This window comes from Pseudomonas sp. S3_E10, assembly GCF_054667615.1.
In genome coordinates this window covers 3244197-3261217 of record NZ_CP162743.1, presented here as the reverse complement: position 1 = coordinate 3261217, position 17021 = coordinate 3244197, and the positions used below count along the sequence as shown (strand labels likewise).

Genomic DNA, 17021 nt, shown 5'->3' with positions numbered 1-17021 from the left:
TCGATGAGGCCCTTGCTGACCACACTCCAAAGAGGGCGCATTTATGTCCCAAGAATACGACTACATCATTGTGGGTGCCGGCTCCGCCGGTAACACCCTGGCGACCCGTCTGACCGAAGACGAAGGCGTCACCGTCCTGCTGCTGGAAGCCGGCGGCCCGGACTACCGTCTCGATTTCCGTACCCAAATGCCCGCCGCGCTGGCGTTCCCGCTGCAAGGCCGTCGCTACAACTGGGCCTACGAAACCGATCCGGAGCCGCACATGGACGGCCGCCGGATGGAATGCGGTCGCGGCAAGGGCCTGGGTGGCTCTTCGCTGATCAACGGCATGTGCTACATCCGTGGCAACGCCATGGACTACGACAACTGGTCGAAACTGCCGGGCCTGGAAGACTGGACCTACCTCGACTGCCTGCCGTATTTCCGCAAGGCCGAAACCCGCGACATCGGCCCCAACGATTGGCACGGCGGCGATGGCCCGGTCAGCGTGACCACGCCTAAAGCCGGCAATAACCCGCTGTTTCACGCCATGGTCGAAGCCGGCGTGCAGGCCGGTTACCCGCGTACCGAAGACTTGAACGGCTACCAGCAGGAAGGTTTCGGCCCGATGGACCGTACCGTCACGCCCAACGGCCGTCGCGCCAGCACCGCACGCGGGTACCTGGACACGGCTAAAAAGCGCTCGACCCTGACCATCGTCACCCACGCCCTCACCGATAAGGTGTTGTTCGAAGGCAAGCGCGCGGTGGGCGTGCGTTACCTGATCGGCGCCGCCGAAGAGCGCGTTGAAGCCCGTGCACGCAAGGAAGTACTGGTGTGCAGCGGCGCCATCGCTTCGCCGCAATTGCTGCAACGCTCCGGCGTGGGCCCGGCCAAATTGCTGGAAAGCCTCGACATCCCGGTGGTTCACGACCTGCCCGGCGTGGGCGAAAACCTGCAGGACCACCTTGAGCTGTACCTGCAATATGCGTGCACCCAGCCGGTGTCGCTGTACCCGTCGCTGCTCTGGTACAACCAGCCGGCCATCGGTGCCGAATGGCTGTTCAACGGTACCGGTATCGGCGCCAGCAACCAGTTCGAGGCGGGCGGTTTTATCCGTACCCGTGAAGAATTCGAATGGCCGAATATCCAGTACCACTTCCTGCCGGTAGCGATTAACTACAACGGCAGCAATGGTGTGAAAGAGCACGGGTTCCAGGCGCACATGGGCTCCATGCGTTCGCCGAGCCGTGGCCGTATCCAGCTGAAGTCGAAGAACCCACGGGACTACCCGAGCATCCTCTTCAACTACATGGCCACCGAACAGGACTGGCAGGAATTTCGCGATGGCATCCGCCTGACCCGTGAAATCATGCAGCAACCGGCACTGGACCCGTACCGTGGCCGCGAAATCAGCCCCGGTATCGAGGTGCAAACCGATGAGCAACTGGACAGGTTCATCCGCGAGCACGCCGAGACTGCGTTCCACCCTTCGTGCTCGTGCAAGATGGGCACCGACGAGATGGCCGTGGTGGATGGCGAAGGTCGCGTGCATGGCATGCAAGGCCTGCGTGTGGTCGATGCGTCGATCATGCCGATCATCACCACCGGCAACCTGAACGCGCCGACGATCATGATCGCCGAGAAAATCGCCGACAAGATTCGTGGGCGCAAGCCACTGCCGCGCAGCACCGCCGACTACTACGTGGCGGGCGATGCGCCGGTGCGTGGCAAGCCGTTGCGTGAGATTGCGCAGTAACTGATACACCGTGGCGCCGCTATCGGGAGCAAGCCCCCTCCCACACTGACTGTGTTCACCCATTCAGATGTGTAAACACAGTCAAATGTGGGAGGGGGCTTGCCCCCGATGAGGCCCGACCAGAAACCACACCCCTGCCTTTACACTTTCCTTGATCAGCCCCCAGCCCAGGCCTACTCTGTTTGCCTGCCCGCGCTGAGCCGCCCACAAGGAAGGCCCCATGTTCGACCACCACGCCACACTCAAAAAACACTTCAGTGCCCTGCGCACCGCCGCCGAATTTTTCTCCCTGCGCTACGTCCGCGAATCCGGCCACTACCTGTCGGTACGCAAGAACGTCGCCGAACCGCCGCACCTGAGCCACGACGAAGGCGCCATGCTCACCGTGCGCCTCAACGGGGTTGAAGCCTACGCCGCGACCAACGATATCTCGCTTGCCGGCCTGCAAGCCGCCCTCAAGCGCGCCGAGCAGCAGGCCCGGCGCATCAAACCCCACGCGTTGCTCGACCTGCGCGAGCAACAGGTGTCCAGCGACGTCGCCGATTACCTGTCGCCCGACCTCGGCCAGCCCTTCCCGTCCTTGAGCGATTGCTACCAGTTGCTGGGCGACGCGTCGGCCGCCGTGCCCAGGGACGAGCGCCTGGTGAGCTGGGACGTGAGCCTGGGCATGACCCACGTCGAGCAGATCTACCTGAACACCGCCGGCGCCGAACTGCGTCAGGCCCAGCGTTTTGTATTCCCAGGCGTCAACGTCACCGCCTTTGATGGCAGCGACAGCCAGACCCGCACCCTCGGCGGCACCAACTTCGGCCAGCAGGGCGGCTTTGATGTGATCAACCGCTTCGACCTGGTCGGTGCGGCGCCACGGGTGGCCGACGAAGCCCTGCAACTGCTGCTGGCGCCGAACACACCCCAGGGCCCGCGCGACCTGCTGCTGATGCCCGACCAGATGATCCTGCAGATCCACGAATCCATCGGCCACCCGCTGGAACTGGACCGCATTCTTGGTGACGAGCGCAACTACGCCGGCACCAGCTTTGTGAAGGCCAGCGACTTCGGCCATCTGCAATACGGCTCCAAGCTGCTCAACGTGACCTTCGACCCGGACATTCCCGAGCAGCTCGCCAGCTACAGCCACGACGACGACGGCACCCGCGCCAGCAAGCAATTCCTGATCCGCGAGGGGCTGCTGCTCAAGCCGCTGGGTGGGGCGTTGTCGCAATTTCGCGCCGGGCTGGGCGGCGTGGCCAACAGCCGTGCGAGCAGTTGGAACCGCCCGCCGATCGACCGTATGGCCAACCTGAATATCGAAGCGGGCGACAAGAGCCTGGCACAACTGGTGGGCGGCATCGAAAACGGCATCCTGATGTCGACCAACCGCTCATGGTCCATTGATGACGCACGCAACAAGTTCCAATTCGGCTGCGAATGGGGCCAGTTGATCGAAAACGGCGAGTTCAAGGGTGTGGTGAAGAACCCCAACTACCGCGCCATTTCCGCGCAGTTCTGGCGCAAGCTCAGCGCCGTGGGCGACGCCAGCACCTTCAAGGTGTTGGGCACGCCAAATTGCGGCAAGGGCGAGCCCAACCAGGTGATCCGCGTCGGCCATGCATCGCCGGCCTGTGTATTCAGCAATGTCGACGTATTTGGGGGAGATGCCTGATGAATGATTTCAAGGCGCTGGTGGAGTGGCTCAAACAGGCCGTCACCGACAAGGAACAATTTCACCTCGGCTACGCGGCGGAAGCCTCTGAGTTCGTGCGCTTCAACCATGCCAAGGTACGCCAGGCCGGCCAGGTGCAGCAGGCCAGCCTCAACCTGAAACTGATCAATAACGGCCGGCATGCCGACCTGGGCATTACCCTGGCCGGCGAGCCGCAACTGGACCGCCAACGCCTCGCCGAGGGCTTGCAGCAACTGCGCGAAACCTTGCCGTTGTTGCCGCCGGACCCGTACCTGTTGCTCAACCACAACGCCTGGCAAAGCAGCAATGAACAGGCGCGGCCACTGCCCCAACTGGCGCAGGTGTTGGAAGACATCAGCCAGGCCGCCGCCGGCGTAGACCTGGTCGGCATCTACGCCGCCGGCCCGATCAGCCGTGGCTTTGCCAGCTCCGACGGCGCGTTCGGCTGGCACCAGGCCAATAGCTTCAACTTCGATTTCAGCCTGTTCCATGCCAATGGCGAAGCGGTCAAAGCCAGCTACGCCGGGCACACCTGGGACAGCGCCGAGTTCACCGCGCGCTTGCAGCAGGCGCGCGAGCAATTGGTGTTCCTCGACCGCCCACTGCACCCATTGCCGCCCGGAGAGTACCGCGCCTATCTGGCGCCGGCCGCGCTGGAAGAAATCATCGGCATCATCACCTGGGGTGGGTTCTCCGCCCAAGCCATCGCCAGCAAGGGCAGCTCATTGCAACGACTGTATGCCGGTGAGCAGCACCTGAGCCCGCTGGTGACCGTGAATGAACAGATCAGCGGCTCCCTGAGCCAGGCGTTCTCCACGGAAGGCTACCCGCGCAGCGATGTGACCCTGATTAACGCCGGCAAGGCCGACGGCCGACTGGTCAATTCGCGCAGCGCCGCCGAGTATGGCCTGAGCGCCAACGGCGCCAGCAGCGACGAAGCCCCCAGCGCCTTGCAGATGGCGGCGGGCAGCCTGGCCCAGGCCGATATCCTCAAACAGTTGGGCACCGGGCTGTACATCAGCAACCTGTGGTACCTCAATTACTCCGACCTGCCGGCGGCGCGCCTGACCGGCATGACGCGCTTCGCCACATTCTGGGTAGAAGACGGCAAAATCAAGGCGCCGATCAGCACCATGCGCTTTGATGACAGCGTCTACAGCTTGCTGGGTTCGCAATTGGAAGCGCTGACGGCGGAACGCGAGCTGCTGCTGTCGGCCAGCACCTATGGGCAGCGCAATACTTCATCCAATCTGCTTCCCGGTGCCTTGATCAAGCGCCTGACCCTGACCCTTTAAACACCAAAAATCCCTGTGGGAGGGGGCTTGCTCTCCCTCCCACACCGTATTGCGTTAATTTCAGACAGCTCGGTTTCGGCCCTTCCTTCAGTCAATTCTCTTCCCCCCCCGCGTGCATGGGCGGCCTGTTGTCGCCTGCAAAAAACCTCGTTATAAGGGTTAATGGCATACCGCCACACCACAGGGAGTGCTGCGATGAACCATGGAAGTTTGGTCATACAAAAGTTGTTCAAACACTACAACGTCCACGTCGAACAACTCGGCAACGACCCGCACAAGAAGACCGTGCTGATGGTCAACGGCGCACTGTCGACCACGCGCTCCTTCGCCCGCACCAGCAAATGCCTGGCGGAGCATTTCAATGTGCTGCTGTTTGATCTGCCGTTCTCCGGCTATTCGCGTGAGTACAACACCGACCTGGACCTGGTAACCAAGGACGACGAAGTGCAGATGCTGCGCGCCCTGGTCGAGCGTTTTGAGGTCAACCACCTGGTGTCGGCCTCGTGGGGCGGCATCTCGACGCTGCTGACCCTGGCGCATAACCCGCCCTCCATCGAAAGCTCGGTGGTGATGGCCCTGGCGCCCAACCTCAACCCGGCGATGCTCGACTATGTGGAGCGCGTGCGCGTGCTGATCGAGGCCGATGACAAATCCGCCGTCGGCCACTTGCTCAACGAGACGGTGGGCCAATACCTGTCGCCGCGTCTCAAGCGCAACAACCATCGTCACCTGGCGAACATGGCCACCACCGAGTACCGCCAGGCGCGCTTTCATATCCATCAGGTGCTGGCGTTGGGGGATGGCAACTACTTGCCAGCACTCAGGCAGATTGAAACGCCGGTGCATTTCCTCAATGGCGCGCTGGATCAATACACGCCGGCCGCCGATGCCCGGTTGTTCAAGCAGTACGTGGGGCGCAGCAGCTTCGCCGTCGCCGAGCACACTGGCCACTTGCTTGATCTGGAGTCCCGCGAAGCCGCGTTGGCGGTGCATCGTGCGCTGTTGAATTTTTTGGTGGGCGAGCACGCGGCGTTGTCGGACTTAGACGAACCGCCAGTGGGAAAAGCAGAGGCGGATGGCGCATAATCGCCGACACATAGCCTGCTAACAAAAGGGATCCCATGCCGAATCGCGCCCCTCTCGATGCCAAGACCGCCCGCTGGCTCCCCTGGGTGGTAGCGATCGCCTTCTTCATGCAGTCGCTGGACGGGACGATTCTGAACACGGCGCTGCCGGCCATGGCCCGAGACCTGGCGGAAAACCCGCTGCGCATGCAAGGCGTGGTGATCGCCTACATGCTCACCGTCGCGTTGCTGATCCCGGCATCGGGCTGGATCGCCGACCGCTTCGGCACCAAGAAAATCTTCTTTGGCGCGATCATGCTGTTCAGCATCGGCTCCTTGCTGTGCGCCTTGTCCAGCAGCCTGACCATGTTGGTGGGTGCACGGGTGGTGCAGGGTCTGGGCGGTGCGTTGATGCTGCCGGTCGGGCGGCTGGTGGTGTTACGCGCCTACCCCCGCTCCGAACTGGTGCGAATCATGGGCTTCATTACCATCCCCGGCCTGCTCGGCCCCCTGCTCGGCCCGACCATGGGCGGCTGGATGGTGCAATACCTGACCTGGCACTGGATCTTCCTGATCAACCTGCCGGTGGGCATGATCGGCTGCTACGCCGTGTGGAAATTCATCCCCGACTTGCGCGGCAGCGAGCGCACACGCTTCGACGGCGCGGGCTTTTTGCTGTTTGGCGCGGCGATGGTGCTGATCACCATCGCCATGGAAGGCCTGGGCGAACTGCACCTGCCGCACCTGCGGGTGATGTTACTGCTGTTCGGCGGGCTGGCGTGCCTGGCGGCGTATTGGCTGCGCGCCGGGCATATCGACAATGCGCTGTTCTCGCCGGTGCTGTTCAAGACGCGCACTTTCGCGGTGGGCATCCTGGGCAACCTGTTCGCACGGTTGGGCAGTGGTGCGCTGCCGTTCCTGGTGCCGCTGCTGTTGCAAGTGGCGCTGGGTTATTCGCCGTCGCAGGCTGGCATGAGCATGTTGCCTCTGGCGGCGGCGGCGATGTTTGCCAAGTCCATCGCCCGCCCGCTGATCGAGCGCCTGGGTTACCGCGTGGTGCTCACCGGCAACACCCTGGCGTTGGGGATCATGTTGGCCAGCATGGGGCTGGTTACGGAGCACACGCCCTACCCGTTGCTGCTGGGCATGCTGGCGGTTTTGGGGGCCATCAACTCGCTGCAATTTACCGCGATGAATACCGTCACCCTGATCGACCTCGACGACGCCCAGGCCAGCAGCGGCAACAGTTTGCTGTCGGTCGTGGCGCAACTGTCCCTGAGCCTCGGCGTGGCATGCGCCGGCGCGTTGCTCGGCGGCTTTACCGCAGAAACCGGCAACGACGGCGTGAGCACGGTGCTCGGCGCGTTCCAGTTGACCTTCCTCACCGTGGGCATCATGGCGATGCTGGCCGCGGGGATCTTCCTGCAACTGTCGCCAACAGACGGCAAACGCGCGGCCAGCCCAGAGCAGCATATCGAGCATTGACCGGCGTCTCGTCTAGAACTTGCAGGGAAATTCCCACAGGGCTGGTACACTGCGCGACATTTTGTTTTGCAGAGCCAGCCCCGTGACTACCATCGCCACCGCTTTTAATACTTTGCCCTTGTCCGCCGCCATGCTGGCTAACCTCGACTCGCTGGGTTATGTCGAGATGACGCAGATCCAGGCGCAAAGCTTGCCGGTGATCCTCAAAGGGCTGGACCTGATTGCCCAGGCCAAGACCGGCAGCGGCAAGACCGCTGCATTTGGTATCGGCCTGTTGAACCCGATCAACCCGCGTTACTTCGGCTGCCAGGCGCTGGTGATGTGCCCGACGCGTGAGCTGGCCGACCAGGTTGCCAAGGAAATCCGCCGCCTGGCCCGCGCCGAAGACAACATCAAGGTGCTGACCCTGTGCGGGGGCGTGTCCCTCGGCCCGCAGATCGCGTCCCTGGAACACGGTGCCCACGTCATCGTCGGCACCCCGGGCCGCATCCAGCAACACCTGCGCAAGGGCTCGCTGGTACTCGACGGCTTGAACACCCTGATCCTCGACGAAGCCGACCGCATGCTCGACATGGGCTTCTACGACGCCATCGAAGACATCATCAGCAAGACCCCACCGCGCCGCCAGACCCTGCTGTTCTCGGCCACTTACCCGGTGAGCATCAAGCAACTGGCCTCCAAGTTCATGCGTGCGCCTCAGCAAGTGAAAGCCGAAGCGTTCCACTCCGACGACCAGATCGAGCAGCGTTTCTACGAGATCTCGCCGCAAGAGCGCATGGACGCGGTGACCAAGGTCCTCGCGCACTTCCGTCCGGCCTCCTGCGTGGCGTTCTGCTTTACCAAGCAGCAAGTGCAGGAAACCGTGGATCACCTGACGGCCAAGGGCATTTCCGCCGTCGGCCTGCATGGCGACCTGGAGCAGCGCGACCGTGACCAGGTGCTGGCGATGTTCGCAAACCGCAGCACCTCGGTACTGGTTGCCACCGACGTTGCCGCTCGCGGCCTGGACATTGATGCGCTGGACATGGTGATCAACGTCGAACTGGCCCGCGACTCGGAAATCCACATCCACCGCGTGGGCCGCACCGGCCGCGCCGGTGAGACCGGCATCGCCATCAGCCTGGTCGCGCCGTCCGAAGCCCACCGCGCCCAGGCCATCGAGCAGTTGCAGAAATCGCCGCTGAACTGGGACCAGTTGGACAACCTCAAGCCGCAAGGCGGTGGCCCGTTGCTGCCGCAGATGAGCACCTTGTGTATCGCCGCCGGGCGTAAAGACAAGGTTCGCCCAGGTGACATTCTTGGCGCGTTGACTGGCGAAGCCGGCATCCCGGGCGCCCAGGTGGGCAAGATCGCGATCTTTGATTTCCAGGCCTTCGTGGCTGTGGAGCGTGGCATCGCCAAACAGGCGTTGCAGCGGCTGAATGACGGCAAGATCAAGGGCCGTTCGTTGCGCGTTCGCATCCTGTAACACGGACCTCCAAATTTATCGGAGATCCAATGTGGGAGGGGGCTTGCCCCCGATAGCAGTGTGTCAGTCAGTACATCTGTTACTGATACATCGCAATCGGGAGCAAGCCCCCTCCCACATTTGACTGTATTTCACATCAGAATTTGTATGAGGACATTGCTGTGCGCTCGACCGAAGTTGTGATCATTGGCGCCGGCGCCGCAGGCTTGATGTGCGCGCTGACCGCCGCCGGGCGTGGACGCAAGGTGATGCTGATCGACCACGCCAACAAGGCCGGCAAAAAGATCCTGATGTCCGGCGGTGGCCGCTGCAATTTCACCAACCTGTACACCGAGCCGGCCAACTTTCTCTCGCACAACGCGCACTTCTGCAAATCCGCGCTGGCCCGCTACACCCAGTGGGACTTTATCGGGCTGGTGGCCAAGCACGGCGTGCCGTACCACGAGAAAAAGCTCGGCCAGCTGTTCTGCGATAACAAGTCCAGCGACATCCTCGGCATGTTGCTCGATGAGTGCATCCAGACCGGCGTCAGCCTGCACCTGGACACCTCCATCGAGGAAATTGCCAGGCTCGACAGCGGCTACCAATTGCAGACCACCTTGGGCGAGCTGCGGTGTGAATCCCTGGTGATCGCCACCGGTGGTTTGTCGATCCCAACCCTGGGCGCGACCGGTTTCGGTTACCAGGTGGCCAGGCAATTCGGCCATGAACTGCTGCCCACCCGCGCGGGGCTGGTGCCGTTCACCATCACCGATCAGCTCAAGGAGTTGTGCGCAGAGCTGTCGGGCACCTCCGTGGACTGCCTGGTCAGTTGCAACAACGAGAGCTTTCGCGAAAACATCCTGTTCACCCACCGTGGCCTGAGCGGGCCGGCGATCCTGCAGATTTCGTCCTACTGGGAACCCGGCGACACCGTAGAGATTAACCTGCTGCCCGACCACGACGCCCACACCTGGCTGCAACAGCAACAAGCCGAGCGCCCGGACAGCGAGCTGAAAACCTTGCTGGGTGAAATCTTCACCAAGAAGATGGCCAACCTGCTGGCGCAAACCTGGTTCGTGTCCAAGCCGATGAAGCAATACACCCACGCCGAAATTGCCGACATCGCGCAAAAACTGGGGAGCTGGCAGCTGGTGCCGGCGGGTACCGAAGGCTATCGCACCGCCGAGGTGACGCTGGGTGGGGTGGATACGCGGGAAGTGTCGTCCAAGACCATGGAGTCGCTGAAAAGCCCGGGGCTGTATTTTATCGGCGAGGTGCTGGACGTGACCGGTCACCTGGGCGGGTTCAATTTCCAGTGGGCGTGGGCTTCGGGCTACGCGGCCGCGCAATACGTCTGACACAGCACGGTAAAACATGTGGGAGGGGGCTTGCCCCCTCCCACATTTTGATTTGCGGCGTGCCTGGGAAATATTTGCGCGGGGATGTGATCGCCACCCTTGCCGTGGCGTCCTTGATAGCTCAATTTAGCGGCATCGCTCCGGAAGACTCCAGACTTCATGTCATCGACCTCGTTCAAGCAGTCCATGCGGCGCCTGTGGGCGCTGGATAAATTCAGTTACAGCATTCGGGTATTCATCGCCCTTACCGGCAGTATGGCGCTGTGCTGGTACCAGGATGAAATGACCCTGCTGATCCCACTGTTCCTGGGGATTATCGCCAGCGCCCTGGCCGAGACCGACGACAGCTGGCAAGGCCGCCTCAATGCCCTGGCGGTGACGCTGGTGTGTTTCAGCATCGCCGCGCTGTCGGTGGAGTTGCTGTTCCCCTACCCGTGGATGTTCGCCATTTCCCTGGCCCTGGCGACGTTCGGCCTGACCATGCTCGGCGCCTTGGGCGAACGTTATGGGGCGATTGCATCGGCCACGCTGATTCTGTCGGTGTACACCATGATCGGTGTGGACCAGCGCGGTGGTGCCGTGAATGATTTCTGGCACGAGCCACTGCTGTTGGTGGCGGGTGCCGCCTGGTACGGCGCGTTGTCGGTGCTGTGGCAGGCGCTGTTTTCCAACCAGCCGGTGCAGCAGAGCCTGGCGCGGTTGTTCCGCGAGTTGGGGCGTTACCTCAAGCTCAAATCGTCGTTGTTCGAACCGATCCGCCAACTGGATGTGGAAGCACGGCGCCTGGAATTGGCCCAGCAAAACGGCCGAGTCGTGGCTGCGCTGAATGCCGCGAAGGAAATCATCCTGCACCGCGTGGGCAATGGTCGACCGGGCTCGAAGGTCAGTCGCTACCTCAAACTGTACTTCCTGGCCCAGGACATCCACGAACGCGCCAGCTCATCCCATTACCCTTACAACGCCCTGGCCGAGGCGTTCTTCCACAGCGATGTGCTGTTCCGCTGCCAGCGCCTGTTGCGTCAGCAAGGCAAGGCCTGCCAGGCCCTGGCCGAGTCGATCCAGTTGCGCCAGCCGTTCATCTATGACGACAGCTTCGCCGAGGCCCTCAGTGACCTGAACGCCTCGCTGGAACACCTGCGCATCCAGAGCAACCCGGCCTGGCGCGGCCTGCTGCGCTCGCTGCGGGCGCTGGCGGCCAACCTGTCGACGCTCGACCGCCTGCTCGGCGACGCCAGCAACCCCGACGCCCTGGCCGACGCCACCGATAGCAACCTGCTGGACCGCGCCCCGCGCAACCTCAAGGAAATGTGGACGCGCCTGCGCACGCAGCTCACGCCGACGTCGCTGCTGTTTCGCCATGCCCTGCGCCTGTCCCTGGCGCTGAGCATCGGCTACGGCACCTTGCATGTCATTCACGCGTCCCAGGGTTACTGGATCATCCTGACCACCCTGTTTGTGTGCCAGCCGAACTACGGTGCGACCCGGCGCAAGCTTGGCCAGCGGATCATCGGTACCGCCATCGGCCTCACCGTGGCCTGGGCGCTGTTCGACCTGTTCCCCAGCCCGCTGGTGCAATCGATGTTCGCCATCGCCGCAGGCCTGGTGTTCTTTATCAACCGCACCACGCGCTACACCCTCGCGACCGCGGCCATTACCTTGATGGTGCTGTTCTGCTTCAATCAGGTGGGCGATGGCTACGGGCTGTTTTTGCCACGGTTGCTCGACACGTTGCTCGGCAGCCTGATCGCCGGCCTGGCGGTGTTCCTGTTCCTGCCGGACTGGCAGGGCCGCCGCCTGAACAAAGTGCTGGCCAACACCCTGACCTGCAACAGCATCTACCTGCGCCAGATCATGCAGCAATATGCCGCCGGCAAGAGCGACGACCTGGCTTATCGCCTGGCCCGGCGCAACGCGCACAACGCCGACGCGGCACTGTCGACCACCCTGGCCAATATGTTGATGGAGCCGGGGCATTTCCGTAAGGAAGCGGACGTGGGTTTCCGTTTCCTGGTGCTGTCCCATACCTTGCTCAGCTACTTGTCAGGGCTCGGCGCGCACCGCGACACGCAACTGCCGGCCGAGGTGCACGAACACCTGATCGACGGCGCGGGCAAGACCCTCGCGGCGAGCATCGATGAGATCGCCACGGGGCTGGCCAACAAGCAACCCATTGCGATCCAGAGCGATGCCGAGGAAGCCCTGGCCGCGGACCTGGAGCAGATGCCGGATGAGATCGATGAAGGGCAGCGACTGGTGCAGACGCAGTTGGCGTTGATCTGCCGGCAGTTGGGGCCGCTGCGTACGTTGGCGGCGCATTTGATCAAGGACACCAGCGCGGCTTAGGCCGCTACATCCCATGTGCACTCATCAACCGTGCATAGCTGCCATCGGCCTTCATCCTGGCAATCTCCCGATCAAACCCGGCCACGATCTGCGCGTGCTCGGGGTGCTTGAGGCTTACCAGGATATGCAGACTGTTTTCACTCAGCGGCTTGGGCAGGAACTCCACCGCATTGCGCACTTTGGGCGATTCGCGGGACAAGTAATAGCGCGCGACATATTCATCCTCCACCGTCAGCCGCACCCGCTGCGCCGCCAGCATGCGCACGGCCATGGCGAAGTTATGCACCGGGACTTTCTGCAACTGCGTATCCCCATCGAACGCTGCTGAATACGCATACCCCCGCACCACGGCGACGGGGTAGTCGTGCAATTGTTCAAGGTTCTGATACTCGATGGGGTCGTCGCGACGCTTGATAAACCGCACGCGGTTGACCAGGTACTCGCCGGAGAACTCTCCCAGGTGCGTGCGGGCATCGTCGTACCAGGCGTTGATCAGCACGTCATAGCGCCCGTCGCCCACGCCCATCAGCGCCCGAGCCCACGGCACCTGTTCAAACTCACTGGCATAACCCGCACGGGCCAGGGCGGTGCTGACGATATCGGTCGCCAGCCCGCCGTTGATCAACGTGGCATCGGTAAAGGGGGGCCAGGCATCTGCAACCAAACGCAGGCGCAGACGCTCTGCAAACGCAGGCGCCGCCAGCAACAACACTCCAATCAACGCAACGGCACGAGAGAGTCGCAGCATGCTCAAAGTCCTTGGCGGGCAGGCAATGGCCTTGGTTCAGGCAATGCCTGAGGCTCTAACATTAGCTCAGATTACACAAAGAAACGGCCGGTGAACGCACTCAATGATGGCAAATTGATTTCATTCACAAAAATAGTTGATTTAGACACCGCCGCCCACCGCGCTTACTATCCAGCACAGACATTTACGTGAGACCACACCATGACAGTCGATTGGGTTTGCAAACATCACAGCGACCTGGGCAAGGAGCAGCTGTATGCCATCCTGCGTTTGCGCAGCGAAGTCTTCGTTGTCGAGCAGAAGTGCGTTTATCAGGACATCGACGGGCAGGACCTGGCTGGCGATACCCACCACTTGATGGCCTGGAAAAATGATGAGTTGGTGGCCTACCTGCGCCTGCTGGACCCGGAATCCCAGGGCGGTGACGTAGTGGTCGGCCGGGTGATCGTTGCGCCAGCGGCACGCGGTACTGGTTTGGGGCACCAGATGATGGAAGAAACTCTGCGTCAGATCAAAGAGATCTGGCCCGAAACGCCGATTTTTCTGTCAGCCCAGGCGCATTTGCAGGGGTATTACGGGAAGTACGGGTTTGTGGTGGCGGGTGAGGAATACCTTGAGGATGACATCCCTCATATCGGTATGCGGCGCGCTTGAGGGGCCACATCTCCCCCCTCACATGTGGAAGGGGGCTTGCTCCCGATGGCGCCAGCCGGTTCAGCGCAAAACGTCAGGGATAACCCAAAACCTGTTTGATGGCCGCCAGATTACCCTCGATCCAACGCCGATCAATCGCCCCCCAATCACGAATCCGATACTGCCCGGCATGGTTGCGGGCACCTTCCTCCTGCTCGAATTCACACACGATATCCAGATCGGCCAACGCCGCAATCGTGTCCTGCGCCGTGCGTCGGGGCATGCCGGTGACGTCGGTCAACGCCGGGACGCTGCTGGCCAGCCCACTGTCGATCAGGTACGCCACGTACAGACGGCGATAGAAACTGCTTTTGGTCTTGCTCACTTCCATGGTGGGTCGCCTTGTGCGGTCAGGGTTTACCCTGCAGGTCGCGATACGTGAGGTACACGCGCAGGTCGAATTCCACCTGGTGGTAGCCTGGCATCATGTAGTCGCAGAGTTTGTAGAACGCCTTGTTGTGGTCCGATTCCTTGAAGTGCGCCAGCTCATGTACCACGATCATGCGCAGGAATTGCGGTGCCGCCTCTTTGAACAGCGCGGCAATGCGGATCTCTTTCTTGGCCTTCAGGTTGCCGCCCTGCACCCGCGAAATCGTGGTGTGCAGGCCGAGGGCGCGGTGGGTCAGGTCCAGGCGGTTATCGAACAGCACTTTGTCGATGGCGGGGGCGTTGCGCAGGTGCTCCTGCTTCAAGGCCAAGGCGTAGGCGTACAGGGCCTTATCGCTCTGTACGGCATGGCGTTCGGGGTAACGCTGGTCCAGATAGGCACCCAACTGGTCCTTGGCGATCAGTTGGCGCACTTGTTCCTGAAGAGCGGGCGGGTAGGCCTGGAGGTATTTCAGCGCGGTCATTGAGGTCTGCAACAAGGTTCGAATGGCCGTCAGTGTAGCGAATTCAACGCAGGCGGGCGCGCGCCCAGTCGGCTACTTCCGAGGCCATCAGCGGTGGCGCCGCCCATGCCCCCTGGACAAACGGGCAACCCTGGGCCTTGAGCCAGTTGGCTTGCTCCTGGGTTTCCACGCCCTCGGCCACCACCAGCACCTCAAAATGCGCGCACAGCTCGATAATGCTGCGCGCCATCGCCGCGTCGCGGGCCGAGCCGGGCAGGCGCGCGACCAATTGCGGGTCGAGCTTGAGGGTGTCGAACGCCAGGTCGCGCAGGTGGGCCAGGGAACAGCTGCCCGAACCGAAGTCATCCAGGGCGATGCGCACGCCGATTTGGCGCAGCAACTTGAGCTGCTTGGCAGATGCTTCCAGGTTGCTCATCAAGCTGTCTTCGCTGATTTGCACCTCCAACTGACGCCCCTGTAACCCATGTCGCTCCAGCACCTGCTGCAGTTGCGTCACCAGGTTGGGCATATTGAACTGGTTGCTGCTCAGGCTCACGCTCAACACCAGGTCATCGTCGAAGGTGGCTTGCCACGCCTGACGCTGGGCAGCGGCCTGTTGGTAGATCCATGCGCTTAATTGGCTGATCAGCCGCGCTTCTTCCAGCAACGGCAAGAACAACCCCGGCGGCACATCGCCGACACTGGGGTGCTGCCACCGCAACAGCGCCTCAACCCCGCGCAAACGCCCGTCCGCCAGGGAAACCTGGGGCTGGTAGACCAGGACGAAATCCTTGTTTTGAATGGCCGTGCGCACGCTGTCTTCAAGCATCAGGCGGGAGCGGGCGCGGCCGTTCATTTCCTGATCGTAATAGCGATATTGCTGACGCCCCGCACGCTTGGCTTCGTACATGGCGATGTCGGCGGCACGCAACAGGCCGTTCAAATCCGCGCCGCAATCGGGGTAGGTTGCGATGCCAATGCTCACGCCGAGCATCACATCCAAACCGTCGACCTGATGGCACACGGACACCCGTTCGATCAACTTTTCCGAAATTTTCGCGGCCTGCTCCGGGAACTCCAACTCCAGCAACGCGGTAAATTCATCCCCCCCCATGCGGCCAATAATGTCGTAGGAACGCAGACACCCCTGCAGTTGCTCGGAAACCCAACGCAGTACACGGTCGCCGGCATCATGGCCCAGGGAGTCGTTGACCCGCTTGAAGCCATCCAGGTCCAGGTACAACAACACCAGGGACTGCTCGGCCCGCTCGACGCGCAACAGGGTATTTTCTACCGCCTGGTAGAAACCACGCCGGTTCAGCAACCCGGTCAGCGGGTCGGTCACGGCCTGGAACTCCAACTGCTGGTGCAAATGGCGCACTTCAGACATGTCCAACACCGTCACCACCATGGCCTTCTGCTCCGCGGGTAACGGCGCGCAGGACAAGGCCACCGACACTTGCTGACCGCGCCCGGTACGCAGGATCGCATCATGCAGGCGCCAGGTTTCGCCCTTGCAGTAACCGGCGTGCATTTGCGAGTCCGACCAGACCGGCACGTGTGGCTTTTGCAGGAAGCTCAGGAACTCCTGGCCTTGCAACTCGTGGATCGTGGCATTGAGCAGGCGCGAAATCGCCGGGTTGGCGTACGCAATCACGCCCTCCTCACTGACGACCAGGATGCCTTCGGCGGCGTTGTCCAATACCGAGGCATTGAAGGCGCGGGCGGATTCCAGGTCATGGCTCAGGCGCTGCAACGCCCGGCGATTACGCTGATGCTCCAGCAAAGCCTGGACCTTGGGCTTGAGGATATGCGGGTCGAAGGGCTTGAACAGGTAATCAATGGCGCCGCTGGCATAGCCTTCCAGCACCGCCGCGGGTGACTGGGCGTTGGCACTCAAAAAGATGATCGGCGTCATGCGCGTTCGCTGGCTGCCGCGCATCAAGCGGGCGACTTCGAAGCCGTCCATGCCGGGCATCATCACATCCAGCAATACCAGGTCGACTTCGTGGGACAACAACAACTCTAGGGCTTCCACGCCGGACGCTGCGGTGACCACCTGCCAGTCATCACATTGCAAGAGTGCGCGCATGCTGATCAGGTTTTCCGGGTAGTCATCGACCACCAGAAGAACCGAACTGCCATCGCCGTGATGTGGAGCGCATTCCATGCTGGGACTCTTCCTTAGGTCTACTCCGGTCACTTCTGACAGAAAACCCGGACAAACATCAAGGCCTCACTCTAGCCCTGGATCCTGAAAATCAGAAGTGACGTGGATGCCATCATTGCGCCAAAGTTCAGTCAGCCGACTAACGGTCACCCTCTACAAGCCA

13 protein-coding genes are annotated in these 17021 nt (G+C 62.0%); 9 read left to right on the top strand and 4 right to left on the bottom strand.

The genetic code is table 11. The annotated features are described in order from the left end of the window. The first annotated feature begins 43 nt into the window (after positions 1-43). From betA to yccS, 8 genes are all read left to right on the top strand, one after another. On the top strand, positions 44-1738 hold the full coding sequence (gene betA / locus AB4N98_RS14840; protein ID WP_068938114.1) for a choline dehydrogenase: 1695 nt from the start codon (positions 44-46) through the stop codon (positions 1736-1738). Between the two features lie 220 nt (positions 1739-1958). Further along, positions 1959-3401, top strand: a complete 1443-nt coding sequence (locus AB4N98_RS14835; RefSeq protein ID WP_116078203.1) for a TldD/PmbA family protein — start codon at positions 1959-1961, stop codon at positions 3399-3401. Next, positions 3401-4717: a TldD/PmbA family protein gene (locus AB4N98_RS14830; protein ID WP_217855499.1), complete on the top strand. Its 1317-nt coding sequence runs from the start codon at positions 3401-3403 to the stop codon at positions 4715-4717. Before AB4N98_RS14835 ends, AB4N98_RS14830 begins: the two co-directional genes overlap by 1 nt. A 195-nt stretch (positions 4718-4912) precedes the next feature. After that, positions 4913-5803: an alpha/beta fold hydrolase gene (locus AB4N98_RS14825; RefSeq protein WP_017531040.1), complete on the top strand. Its 891-nt coding sequence runs from the start codon at positions 4913-4915 to the stop codon at positions 5801-5803. A gap of 35 nt (positions 5804-5838) precedes the next feature. Beyond that, positions 5839-7266 carry a multidrug transporter subunit MdtD gene (mdtD, locus tag AB4N98_RS14820; RefSeq protein WP_017531039.1) on the top strand — a complete coding sequence of 476 codons (1428 nt, stop codon included), beginning with the start codon at positions 5839-5841 and terminating at the stop codon, positions 7264-7266. 130 nt (positions 7267-7396) lie between these two features. Then, a complete protein-coding gene (gene dbpA / locus AB4N98_RS14815; protein WP_241665007.1) occupies positions 7397-8734 on the top strand; it encodes an ATP-dependent RNA helicase DbpA in 1338 nt (445 codons plus the stop codon). Between the two features lie 161 nt (positions 8735-8895). After that, positions 8896-10074 carry a BaiN/RdsA family NAD(P)/FAD-dependent oxidoreductase gene (locus tag AB4N98_RS14810; protein WP_017531037.1) on the top strand — a complete coding sequence of 393 codons (1179 nt, stop codon included), beginning with the start codon at positions 8896-8898 and terminating at the stop codon, positions 10072-10074. A 159-nt stretch (positions 10075-10233) separates the two neighbouring features. Next, positions 10234-12417: a YccS family putative transporter gene (gene yccS / locus AB4N98_RS14805; protein WP_116078198.1), complete on the top strand. Its 2184-nt coding sequence runs from the start codon at positions 10234-10236 to the stop codon at positions 12415-12417. A gap of 4 nt (positions 12418-12421) precedes the next feature. Here yccS and AB4N98_RS14800 read toward each other — a convergent pair whose 3' ends face one another. After that, positions 12422-13165 (bottom strand): substrate-binding periplasmic protein, encoded by a 744-nt coding sequence (locus AB4N98_RS14800; protein WP_017531035.1) that lies wholly within the window; start codon positions 13163-13165, stop codon positions 12422-12424. Positions 13166-13366: 201 nt separating this feature from the next. Here AB4N98_RS14800 and AB4N98_RS14795 point away from each other — a divergent pair, with 201 nt between their 5' ends. After that, a complete protein-coding gene (locus tag AB4N98_RS14795; RefSeq protein ID WP_017531034.1) occupies positions 13367-13819 on the top strand; it encodes a GNAT family N-acetyltransferase in 453 nt (150 codons plus the stop codon). A 73-nt stretch (positions 13820-13892) separates the two neighbouring features. On the opposite strand, the gene AB4N98_RS14790 is transcribed toward AB4N98_RS14795, so the two are convergent. Genes AB4N98_RS14790 through AB4N98_RS14780 form a run of 3 tightly spaced genes read right to left on the bottom strand, consistent with a single transcriptional unit; the run spans position 13893 to position 16858 of the window. Further along, the gene (locus AB4N98_RS14790; protein ID WP_065879342.1) at positions 13893-14189 is read right to left on the bottom strand and encodes a winged helix-turn-helix domain-containing protein; all 297 of its coding nucleotides are present in this window, start codon (positions 14187-14189) and stop codon (positions 13893-13895) included. 19 nt (positions 14190-14208) lie between these two features. Next, the gene (locus tag AB4N98_RS14785; RefSeq protein ID WP_017531032.1) at positions 14209-14709 is read right to left on the bottom strand and encodes a M48 metallopeptidase family protein; all 501 of its coding nucleotides are present in this window, start codon (positions 14707-14709) and stop codon (positions 14209-14211) included. A 43-nt stretch (positions 14710-14752) separates the two neighbouring features. Then, on the bottom strand, positions 14753-16858 hold the full coding sequence (locus tag AB4N98_RS14780) for a putative bifunctional diguanylate cyclase/phosphodiesterase (protein WP_116078195.1): 2106 nt from the start codon (positions 16856-16858) through the stop codon (positions 14753-14755). Positions 16859-17021 lie beyond the last annotated feature (163 nt).

What these genes read in the sequence shown, in the direction of transcription:
- betA (WP_068938114.1), top strand. Translation starts at nt 44, where the DNA reads ATGTCCCAAGAATACGACTACATCATTGTGGGTGCCGGCTCCGCCGGT.
- AB4N98_RS14835 (WP_116078203.1), top strand. Translation starts at nt 1,959, where the DNA reads ATGTTCGACCACCACGCCACACTCAAAAAACACTTCAGTGCCCTGCGC.
- AB4N98_RS14830 (WP_217855499.1), top strand. Translation starts at nt 3,401, where the DNA reads ATGAATGATTTCAAGGCGCTGGTGGAGTGGCTCAAACAGGCCGTCACC.
- AB4N98_RS14825 (WP_017531040.1), top strand. Translation starts at nt 4,913, where the DNA reads ATGAACCATGGAAGTTTGGTCATACAAAAGTTGTTCAAACACTACAAC.
- mdtD (WP_017531039.1), top strand. Translation starts at nt 5,839, where the DNA reads ATGCCGAATCGCGCCCCTCTCGATGCCAAGACCGCCCGCTGGCTCCCC.
- dbpA (WP_241665007.1), top strand. Translation starts at nt 7,397, where the DNA reads ATGCTGGCTAACCTCGACTCGCTGGGTTATGTCGAGATGACGCAGATC.
- yccS (WP_116078198.1), top strand. Translation starts at nt 10,234, where the DNA reads ATGTCATCGACCTCGTTCAAGCAGTCCATGCGGCGCCTGTGGGCGCTG.
- AB4N98_RS14800 (WP_017531035.1), bottom strand. Translation starts at nt 13,165, where the DNA reads ATGCTGCGACTCTCTCGTGCCGTTGCGTTGATTGGAGTGTTGTTGCTG.
- AB4N98_RS14795 (WP_017531034.1), top strand. Translation starts at nt 13,367, where the DNA reads ATGACAGTCGATTGGGTTTGCAAACATCACAGCGACCTGGGCAAGGAG.
- AB4N98_RS14790 (WP_065879342.1), bottom strand. Translation starts at nt 14,189, where the DNA reads ATGGAAGTGAGCAAGACCAAAAGCAGTTTCTATCGCCGTCTGTACGTG.
- AB4N98_RS14785 (WP_017531032.1), bottom strand. Translation starts at nt 14,709, where the DNA reads ATGACCGCGCTGAAATACCTCCAGGCCTACCCGCCCGCTCTTCAGGAA.
- AB4N98_RS14780 (WP_116078195.1), bottom strand. Translation starts at nt 16,858, where the DNA reads ATGGAATGCGCTCCACATCACGGCGATGGCAGTTCGGTTCTTCTGGTG.